Raw genomic sequence first — 10,991 nt, forward strand, 5'->3', positions numbered from 1 at the left:
ACTTGGACGCGGCTTCACAACTCGCAAACGCAGTGTTACCAGATGCAACAGTAGTGGAACCGCTTTTAGGGAAAGGCTATTTCAGCCAACAGCAATGGCGAAGGTTAATGGGCGGGCTAGCTTGAACATACCGCAACTGTTGTTGACGTATGGCTAAGCCAATTGATGGGCCAATCAGCAGTTGAAGGAAAGGAATGATAAGGAAAAGCGCAAATAGGGGCTGTAATGGTAATTGTAATAATGACTGCCATTTATTCATAAACTGACAGGCGTTATTCGTGTCACTGCAAGCCATATCACCAGCATGTGATATATCATCACTTAATATTGATGCCATATGGTGCTGGGTTATTGTGCGATCCATACTGGCCATTGCATGAGTATCAGCAGCAGAAACCCATACCGTTAAACAGCCAACAAGATGCAACATAACCCACATCGCTAATAAAGCTAAGGCTATATGACTTCTCTGTTGTCGTAGTTTGTTTAACATCATTATGCACTGCTTTACTAAGCATTTAGGCTGAAAAAACGGGCTAGTCTATAGCCCTGCTTCCAGAATAGTTGCCTATCATAGACCTTCCCCCTACTAGAAGGTCAAGTCGTCCAATAAATTAATTAATAGTATTTTTAGTGTAGAGGAAAAATAGTTATTTTTAATGCTGTTTTATAATAACCCTATATAAATGCTAGTCAAATGAGGTAGGCTACCTTGAATGAAAGAAATTGCACTACTTTTGTATGTGAACAATTACAATAATAACAAGCTCAAAATAATAAATAGTGAAAGAACAAAATTGGTGAGGGAAATATCGAATGACAACTTACAAGCTCACTCATCCACTCATCTCTCGCCGACAGTTTGTCACTGGCATTACAGCGGGTAGTTTACTTTGTAGTTTAGGTGCATCACCCATTTTGACTGCATCCCATACGGTTAAACGACAGGTACCACAAGTACTTTCAGGCAAACAGTTTACCTTGAATATTAGTTATCAACCGATGAATTTTACCGGTAGGGAACGCCAGGCAACCACGATTAATGGCACCATTCCAGCTCCTATATTGCGATGGCGAGAAGGTGATCGAATTACCTTAAATGTGACTAACCAGTTGGCTCATGATAGTTCTATTCATTGGCATGGAATTATTTTGCCCACCGATATGGATGGAGTACCCGGCTTAAGTTTTGCCGGTATTAAACCAGGTGAAACCTTTACTTATCAATTTACCGTTAACCAAAGTGGTACTTACTGGTATCACAGTCACTCTGGTTTTCAAGAGCAAACCGGGATGTATGGCGCTATTGTGATTGAGCCAAAGGAGCCAGATCCAGTAAACGCTGACCGTGATTATGTTGTGATGCTTTCAGACTGGTCAGATGAGGCCCCTGAAACTATTTACGCCAAATTAAAAAAAATGAGTCATTACTATAATTTTCGTGAACGTACGGTAAGTGATTTATGGCGAGATATTAAAACCAAAGGAGTGACTCAAACCTGGAATGAACGGGCCATGTGGAACCAGATGCGCATGAGTGAAACCGATCTTTCCGACGTAACCGGTTATACCTATACCTTTTTAATGAATGGTTTTACTCCCGAAGATAATTGGTTTGCTTTATTTAAAAAAGGCGAAAAAGTACGGCTGCGCTTTATTAATGGCGCAGCCATGACCATTTTTGATGTGCGTATTCCTGGCTTAAAAATGAAAATAGTCGCGGCTGACGGGCAAAATATCGAGCCTATTACAGTCGACGAATTTCGAATAGGTGTCGCAGAAACCTACGATGTCGTTGTTGAGCCAAATGCTAATAGCGCTTACACACTGTTTGCCCAAAGCATTGATAGAACCGGTTATGCCAGCGGTACTCTCACCCCCAACCCAGCCTTACCAGCGATTATTCCAGCGATGGAACCAGCCCCTTTGTTAGGCCACCAAGAGATGGGTATGGCACATGGCGGGCATGGTATGGATCATGGCACTAATAGCATGGATCATAGTCAACACCAAATAACACCATCGCATACTGGTGAAATAGACCATAGCCAACATCAGATGATGAAACACAACACAGGTGGTATGGATCACAGCCAGCATCAAGGTCATCAACAACCACTAGGTAAAGCAGGACTTGGCAGTAATAATGAAATCAAACACGCACCTACTGAATTTGGCCCCCATGTGGATATGCGTGCAGAAATGCCACAAAGTGGACTTAATGATCCTGGTATTGGGTTAAGAGATCATCAACGCTTGTATGGGCGTAAAGTGCTCACCTATGCAGACATACATAATCTGTATCCTACTTATGATCATCGTGAGCCAAGCCGAGAAGTTGAACTCCATTTAACTGGCAATATGAACCGTTATATGTGGTCAGTGAATGGGATTAAGTTTGCCGATGCTGAACCATTACGACTGACATATGGTGAACGCCTACGCATCACCTTGGTTAATGACACCATGATGACTCACCCGATTCACTTACACGGCATGTGGAGTGAGCTAGAAACAGGCGATGCCAACAATATCCCTCGTAAACATACCGTATTAGTTCAGCCTGGTTCTAAAATCAGTTATTTGGTCACTGCGGATGCCAAAGGCCGCTGGGCATACCATTGTCATTTACTGTACCACATGCCCGGTATGATGCGAGAAGTGCGAGTGAGCTAGACGTTATGAATACAGCAATTAAATACGGCTTATTAATAAGTATAGGCTTCGGTTTATTTATTAGTGAACAGGTTTTAGCAGCCGCTGAAGATGACCCATTATTAACCAAAATTATGGTCAACCAACTGGAATGGCGTGAAGCTGAAGGTGATAATCCGATCGCTTGGGATACTCAAGCCTGGGTAGGCAAAGACTTACATAAACTCTGGTTAAAATCAGAAGGTGAATATACCGATGGCAACACTGAAGAGTCTGAACTGCAATTATTATACAGCCGAGCAGTGGCGCCATTCTGGGATTTTCAAGCGGGCTGGCGTAGTGATTTAGAATCTGGCCCCGAGCGCCATTGGTTAGCGCTTGGTTTTCAAGGGTTAGCACCCTACTATTTTGAAACGGAGCCTTTTTTATTTTTAGGTGAGCATGGCCAAATCGAACTGCGACTGGAAGCTGAATATGAAGTGTTATTTACCCAGCACTTAGTGCTTACCCCAGAAATTGAGATAAGTGCATTTAGTAAAAATGATGAAGCCGTTGGGGTAGGATCTGGTCTATCGGAAGCAGAATTTAGCCTGAGATTACGCTATGAAATCAGGCGAGAGTTTGCCCCTTATATTGGTATTAATTGGTGGAGAAAATATGGCAAAACGGCTGACTTTGCCAGAGAAGAAGGGGAGGAAACGGATGATGTAAACTTGGTTGTTGGTGTGCGCATGTGGTTTTAGGTTTGCGACACCTCCACTAGCGAAGTAAACTCTGAGAACACTCTACATGTCACTTATTGTTAGGATACAGCACTCGGGGTATAAATAAGCACTATGGAGTTAATTAGGGGCCAAAATATTTCGTTAGATTCAAAACAACCATTACGGATTGATATTGGCTGGCGCAGTTTAACAGCCGATCTGGGTTTAGAAGCCTATGGTTTAGCAGTAGACGAAAATAAACAGCTTACGACACCTGGCCACTTTTTATGGGGGGACAATGCTGTCATCACCGACCTGATTACCCGGCACACACAAGGTAAACTGTTTGAGTTAACCCTACCTGTGCTCGCCACCCCCTACGAGCGGTTTTATATTGTGTTAGCTCTGCCTGTTAATAGTCGCTATAACTTTTCTCAGGTCAGCAATATCCAGGTCAGGGTAAATAGTGGTCAGGCGGCTCGTATTAATATTCCTAGCTGCTCCCCCGAAACAAAGTCGTTAACTTTATTAGAAGTCTATCGCCATAAGGGCCAATGGAAGCTTCGCTTTATTGGCTTTGAGTCACCGAGCGACCTAAGTGCAGTAGCTGAGCAGTATCAATTTAGCCTTCCCCAACCGCTCCAAGCCGATGATGGAATTTCTCTTGCTGAGGGAGCTGAGCTTGCACCAGGTGAAAACCTATCCCTTTCTGAGCACTTTTCCCATTGTAAACACTTGTTATGGCAGGCACGCAGTGTGCCTGGGTTAGATGATATTGAGTTAAACGTAGTAGCTGTCAATGTTGAAAGTCAGGTTAAAAATATTAAAGACTTTCTATACACAGCTAACCCTGTTCTTCGTGGTGATGGGGTAATTCTTACTAAAGCCAAAGGGGAAATTCATCTAGAGCAAATACCTAATGACATTGCCAAGCTAGAATTACTGGTTACCCGCAGCCCAGAAACCAAGCGCTTTTCCAGTGTCGATTATGTAGAAACTCGCTTAGTCAGTGCAGTCACTGGCCAGCCTGTCTGTAAGTTTATCTTTGAAACCGCCGCTAAAAATTATAACAGTGCTATTTTGTTTGAGATTTATCGTCACCAGGGCGAATGGCGAGTACGGGGTATGGGCCAGGGTTATGCCGAAGGGATTAAGAAAATTGGTGAAAAGTACGGTTTTGCAGCCCCAAAACAAAGAAGTACAGCTTCTGTCGCCCAACAGCCAACGAGTAATCGATCAACCACACCATCCACTCAAACGCCCATACCTACGACAGTCGTTGACAATACCCCTACCCCTCTCCCGAAGCATCCTTACTTAGGCTATGGGGTTGCTTCTATGGGGGGGCTTATTTCATTACTAGGCTATACCAGTATCCCCATGCTGTTATTGGGCAGTGGTATGATTGCAGGTGGTGCCGCATTCAGTTGGAAAACGCACACTAAAACCAAAGCGGCACAACAAGAGCATAATGAACGGATAATCCTTAATATGATTAAGGAGCGCAACTATCGAGTAACAGCGTTTGAACTGGCCTCCAGCCATACTATGACCATTGAAGAAGTCACTGTCATTTTGCAATACCTATGTGCCAAGGGTGCCGGCCAGGTTGAGATAGATGAGCATGGTAAGGAAATTTATGTGTTTGACAAAATGCGCAGTGATCATAACGCCTCAAACGAAACACATAATTGGTAAATATAACCAAGCAAAGCAGAGTTCTGGCGCATGCGAATCGATTGACACATGCGCCACTAGCAATTAATCAGACGTTAACTGTTGCCAAGATAGCCGGCCAGTATTCAAGCCCTCCAGATTTGTACCAAAATCAGTGACATTACCTGTATGCTCCTGAATCACGATACGGTTACCAATAAAAGCAGGATCCGTCGGAATACCCGCTAGCCGTATACCTGAAACAGCGGTACCATTCGCCAGTTTATCCTTCTCATCAAACTCTCCATCATTATTTAAATCAAATAAAGGAGCTGTTTTAGAACGACCTCCCGTTAATGGATCAAGTCCTATCAGAAAACCACCCGGTAATGTGGCACAGGCCAATGCTGGATTAGGAATAACTGTCGTCGTTATCAGGCTATTGCCAATTAAAAATAATTTTCTTACTGCACGCTCACCAGGAAATTCAATTGTCCCCGTTGCAGCTGAATTAGCATTAAAGTGCAGTTTCCAACCTCTCACTTTATTATCTCTTGAATAATTAACGGGGTTATCACTTAAACTACGTGTTGTAAAACCACTGATTTTTTCAGTGGTATTGGTAAACTTCTGCTCAATCAGATCATTTTCACTGACAGGATAACCTTTTTTCTCAAAGTCATCCCAAATGCCGTACATGCTTTGAATTTCGGTTGAGCCAATATCATCGCGAGTCATCCAGGTGCCGGTGCCAATCACAACGACAATACCCGTTTGACTTGTATTTCGCACCGCAATCGGCTGGTTAACAATAGGCTGAGGATTACCTTGTTTATCCTTAGCGGTAAAGATAATGGTTCCTTTCCATGAGCTAATACTGCTTCCAGTTAAATCAAAGCGCCACAGATTCCCTTGTAAATCGCCAGCATATACATAATCAACCGTACCATTACCATCAAGATCTACCGCCCGAGGTAAACCAATGCCATTAGGGGTAAGACGATCAACGCTGGATGCTTTTCCTTTGCCGGTGTCTATTTTGTAATAATCAGTCCCTAAGTTCCATTGGCCATCGGTGCCATGCCCAGTTAATTTATTGAGAAACAAGATAGCATTACCATTAGCACTGGTACTATTGTAGCCATTACCAAAAATAGCCAACCACAATTGCTCACCACCAGATGTAGCGTTAGTCATGGTGATAATGGGCCGGCTATAAGTAAAACCTAAGTCATTATCATCAGTTGCCGTAAACTCCCATAATACTTTGGTTGCAGCACCAGCTTCCGTATCAAATGCTGTGGGGGTGGTTACATCCAAAGCAAAATACCCCCTGCCACCCGCACCTAACGCACCGATTAAAATGGTATGCCAGCTTCCTCCATAAAAAGCATCATTCACACTGGCTTTTTCATCAACATACATTTGATGCACATAGTCTGGGGAAGTGAGTTTATATAATTCTGGAAATAAAATATTCGGCACATAAGCAAACACCTCTTCGCCGGTTGATGCATTAAGCCCATGTAACATCCCATCATTAGCCCCCACATACAACATGGGTCGCCTAGAAGAGTTCGCTTTAGCAAAGCTTGAATAAGGTGAAGCGGTTGGATAAGGGCTATTATCGCGTCCAGAAAAAGCCGGGGCTCCTACATAGGTAGGTGTTGAATGAATAATATCCCCAAAGCGACCTTGACTGGATAACCGTTCACGAAACTGTCCCTTATCATAATTAATGCCTTCGTGGGTCTGATCCCCTCTTAAGTAGAAAAGTCGTTCATCGCCTATCTTGCCGTCGTTGTCCCCATAATTATTGGGTAAGGCAAATGGAACTGGATTATCTAAACTGGTCCGCTGAGTTTGATTCAGGTTACTATCATAGTTAAAGGGAACACCTACTTTAGTACCATCAGTATTAATCCGGTAAGTAATAATATTACGATTATTAACATTATTACCGGCCAGTTTTTCATCCAGCTTTTTCGTAGCCGACCAGACGACGGTTGCTGTATCTACCTCACCGGTTTTAGCATCCACAGGATGCGCAAGCACATCGCCATTATTTTGCTTGGGATTAAATAATGCTCTAAAAGCAAATGCATTAGCTTTAATGCTTTGGGTATTAAACGCTACGGCACTGGCTGCACCTGAATCGGATTTAATTCGCCGAAAAATTTCCTGTAATCCATCTACCAGACGTTCGGGGTCTTCTGCACTTAAATATTCCCCACGACCGTTATAAGCGGCATGTAGCAAGTCATCAACCTTAGCAAAATCACTGGCAAATGGATTTGGCCAATTAAATGCCACTTTGGGATCAGTTGGGAATGTTGCCACCGTTCCTTTTAAGCCAAAACCAATGGTAAAAGTAGCCATATGTTGATGCAGGCTATCTTCATCACTTAACAACGTTAGCGAACGCTGTTTATCGTATTTCGTAATGGGGACACTATTGGGCAGTCTAGAGAGATCTCGCTTGTAATAGTACATGGCCACATCAGCCAGGGTATTATGCTGACTATCAGCAAAAGCACCACCATCAAAGAGGTTATTGGTAGTGTCTCTATCCTGATTCCCTACCCCAGGAGAGCCGCCATTATAATAACCATCAGTCATCAACATGGCATAATTCTGCTGGCAGGTACCTATGGGCATTGGTTGGATTGGACAACTTGATCCACTTGCATTAAAGCGATTACCCGATACACATTCAAAATATCTTCCGACATCCCTTAAATTACGTCTCAATGGAGTTCCATTTGCGGGAATCGGTGTACCATAGATTTTATCCAGCAATTTCTTTTTATTACCCGATAATACAGACGCATTTAACGAGGCAACAGGAAAGTTATTCGCTGTCGTATTAATAGAAGTAAAACCGACACGAGCATTAGATAACCCTTCAATAACAAAACCTAATGCCCCTTTAGCGACTAAATCCCTGGAACGATAGTAAGCAAACCAATTAGCAAAATTCGTTTGTTCTTTTTTACTGAGGTTCTTTACCCTGACTTTTGTTTGTTCACCATTTTCAAAAATACCATCGCCATCATCTTTCCAGGTATAGTAGGCAAATCCTTCTTTATTATTATCTCGAGAGCCCCAAGTGCTTCTTAAAATCTCGTCCCCACGGGTTAAATCAACAAATTCAGCAGGGCTGTAAGGATTATCAGGTGCATTTCTGACATCAATATCACCAAAAACCTTGCCATTTTTATCTACCCCTGGCCAGGGTTTATAGATTTTAGTCGGATCATAATACAGTTTATTAAACTGACTGTTTCTAAAACGCCAGGTATTAGTTGCCGCAACAGCACATTTCCCCCACCACCGGTTATAAGTATTTGACTTGAAATGTACGCCATAATAGTAAGGTGTACCACAACCAGACTGATGGGTAATGCCACCTGCAGACCCTATATTTTTGCCGTCTGGTTGGTTAGCCACTAACACCCCGGAGGCCATCGTCGCTTCCCAGTCCATACTGCCTGAGTCATCAAACAAAATAACGATATTAGGTTCGGCACCCGGTGCAATTTCTAGTGCGTCTTGTGCCAGGTTTAAAGGACCACTGTAACTACTCAAAGGAAAGGTAATAATAGTACCTACCAGTATAAGCACTGGCTGCTTTACATACTGATATTGGTAAGGTTTCCTATGGAACATCATCCCCTCCATCAGAAACACGCACTTTCTGCTTAAACGGTAAGCTGACCGGCTTAATTATTTAAGGACAGTGCTTGTAAACAACAAATCCGTGCAATAAATAACAGTATGGTCGTAATGAAGGGTTATTGAAAATAAAAATTGCTATTAACAAACAACTCCATTGATATTATTCAGTTCATTTATCCAGTTAAATTAATGTGGTAGATAAAAAATAGCAATACCAATTGCTATTATACTGCATCACCCAATATAAAATGGTATATACTCACAGCGAAGCGTTTTTAATAGATATGTTATATAAACTATTCATCGCTTGATCAACTACCCCCTTACATTCGACAAAGTGAGCTTCGACCTGACACGCCGTAGCGGCTTTATTTAACGTTGTCAAATTATGTTGAACTTTTGTTAATTCATTTTCATAGTACTGTTTATGTTCGCTACCGTCCGCTACGGCATAAAATGCCTGAAGCGATTGCTGATAACCATTATTTTCAATTAACTTGATTTTTATTTTTTCTTCCTGGATTTTAAAGCCTGGATCAATATAAGGCGCGACTTTAGGGTTAAGGGCAAAATGGCCTGAGTCATCGTAACGTTGTGTATCAAACGACAACACTTTCAATGCAGTTGCGGTTAAGTCCTGATGGTAACCATTATCACCAAATAAGTACTCAAACAGTAAACTGGCTGTATTGAAGCAATCATCAATATCGGCGGTTTTACAATAGCGAGGATTTTCTTTAAGTATACGTTTTAACTTAGGTGTTTCCCCACCGTTAGTGACTACATTAATACTATATACGGCATCTTCTGCATAGTGATACCACTCTTTGGTATAGGTCTTCGTTTTTTTAACAAATAACACCCTGACTTTTACTTTAGTCACAAACTTCTTATAAGCTTCTTTCGATCTAAAGTGCAGCTTTGCAGTGACATACACTTCTCCCCCAGTGTCCATATGATAGATAAACTCATCACCGCAATGACCTAGTACAGTCGCAGGATCAGCCTTGGTCATGGTTTGCCCTAGCGGGGTTAACGTTCGATTTTCCAGGGTATAATTAGGTCCGTTATAGGTCAATTTAATTGTTGATGCTGCAGTAGTTTGGTTTTCCGAAATACGTGATGTCATTGAGACACTGACAGAGCCTGAAAATATCACCACATTGACGCCTCCTTTAATCTTACCAAATACCTGCTCCATAGCATCTCTAGTATGACGAGAGCCTAAATATTGCAATTCAACACGAGTATCTCCAGTTTTTTTCCAGGAACCTTTAACACATGCTTGCTTGTTAAAGCCACTGCGGCTATCCAACCCCAGACCTAGCCAGCTTAGCTGAGCATTATCTGCTATATATTCAGCGCCCAATGCATTCACTGACGAAAAACATAGCAGCACAACAAGCCAACGGGTTAAAGCATATTCTACACAGCACTCGCCGTTTTTTGTTTTTATCATATTTCAGCCAGAAATATGAAGTAGTCAGAAAATAGCCAACTACTTCATATACCCATCATGAATTATTTCTAATCATTCGCGAAGAGTATTTAGTTGATAAAATAATTATCATAAGTGGTCAACGCAAAATTGTTGATCAATATAAATAGCGGGCTTAACAGCATAGTCACTTAACTGCCAGTCACTCAAGGCTTGTTTGCCATTCAAAAAATTATCGATCAACCAAGGTTTTACCTTTGCTATAGAAAACGCTACAGGTGGCGTAACACTATTAATATCACTGACAATTCCCTGGTATAAATTCTGATAAAAAATTTTATCCAGCTGACTTTGAGAATCTCGTGTCAATATTAAGCCAGCCCCTTCAACTTCCACGCCCTGATATAGCTGTTGATATTTTTCATATCCTTTATCTTCTATTTTAGCTGCTTTTTCAACTTGTTTTAATATTATGGTATTTTCTAGTAAATAATCGGACTGCTCATCATTTTCTGGTTTTGAGAATGATTGATGGACAAAGTGTAACTGGTTATTGGCAACCTTTATTTGGCTAGCATCGAGTGGCTTAACAAGCTCCACAGACCAACTGTTCAACGTGAACAATAGAAGAGTCAAAACAAATAATCGCTGATCCCTCATTTACGCATCCTTATATTATTGTTTATTAATAGGCTCTTCTTTTTTTGCTCAATGACCAAGCTTATTTTTTAAGCCAAAGACGTATCCAATAATATTCAATCAATAACAAAGTGACAAATTCTAGTTATTTTTATTTCAATATTATTGTTAGTAAATTCACAACCCTTATCAAGTAAGTCATCATTTAACAATAGGAAAAC

At 41.6% G+C, this 10,991-nt stretch carries 7 protein-coding genes; 3 read left to right on the forward strand and 4 right to left on the reverse strand.

Annotation, left to right across the window (positions count from 1 at the left end; translation table 11 throughout):
- Positions 1 to 76: 76 nt before the first annotated feature.
- Positions 77 to 496 (reverse strand): hypothetical protein, encoded by a 420-nt coding sequence (locus OQE68_RS26345; protein ID WP_180570075.1) that lies wholly within the window; start codon positions 494 to 496, stop codon positions 77 to 79.
- A 320-nt stretch (positions 497 to 816) separates the two neighbouring features.
- Here OQE68_RS26345 and OQE68_RS26350 point away from each other — a divergent pair, with 320 nt between their 5' ends.
- The 3 genes from OQE68_RS26350 (at position 817) to OQE68_RS26360 (ending at position 5,057) form a co-directional block, all read left to right on the forward strand.
- Positions 817 to 2,676, forward strand: a complete 1,860-nt coding sequence (locus tag OQE68_RS26350; protein ID WP_180570076.1) for a copper resistance system multicopper oxidase — start codon at positions 817 to 819, stop codon at positions 2,674 to 2,676.
- Positions 2,677 to 2,681: 5 nt separating this feature from the next.
- The gene (locus tag OQE68_RS26355) at positions 2,682 to 3,398 is read left to right on the forward strand and encodes a copper resistance protein B (protein ID WP_180570077.1); all 717 of its coding nucleotides are present in this window, start codon (positions 2,682 to 2,684) and stop codon (positions 3,396 to 3,398) included.
- A 93-nt stretch (positions 3,399 to 3,491) separates the two neighbouring features.
- On the forward strand, positions 3,492 to 5,057 hold the full coding sequence (locus OQE68_RS26360; RefSeq protein ID WP_180570078.1) for a TerD family protein: 1,566 nt from the start codon (positions 3,492 to 3,494) through the stop codon (positions 5,055 to 5,057).
- A 63-nt stretch (positions 5,058 to 5,120) separates the two neighbouring features.
- Here OQE68_RS26360 and OQE68_RS26365 read toward each other — a convergent pair whose 3' ends face one another.
- The 3 genes from OQE68_RS26365 to OQE68_RS26375 form a co-directional block, all read right to left on the reverse strand.
- Entirely contained in the window at positions 5,121 to 8,696 is a 3,576-nt protein-coding gene (locus OQE68_RS26365; protein ID WP_255490980.1) for a pilus assembly protein, read from the reverse strand.
- Positions 8,697 to 8,952: 256 nt separating this feature from the next.
- Positions 8,953 to 10,152 carry a hypothetical protein gene (locus tag OQE68_RS26370; protein WP_180570080.1) on the reverse strand — a complete coding sequence of 400 codons (1,200 nt, stop codon included), beginning with the start codon at positions 10,150 to 10,152 and terminating at the stop codon, positions 8,953 to 8,955.
- 108 nt (positions 10,153 to 10,260) lie between these two features.
- On the reverse strand, positions 10,261 to 10,791 hold the full coding sequence (locus OQE68_RS26375; RefSeq protein WP_180570081.1) for a hypothetical protein: 531 nt from the start codon (positions 10,789 to 10,791) through the stop codon (positions 10,261 to 10,263).
- Positions 10,792 to 10,991 lie beyond the last annotated feature (200 nt).

This window comes from Spartinivicinus marinus (genome assembly GCF_026309355.1).
Lineage (GTDB): Bacteria > Pseudomonadota > Gammaproteobacteria > Pseudomonadales > Zooshikellaceae > Spartinivicinus > Spartinivicinus marinus.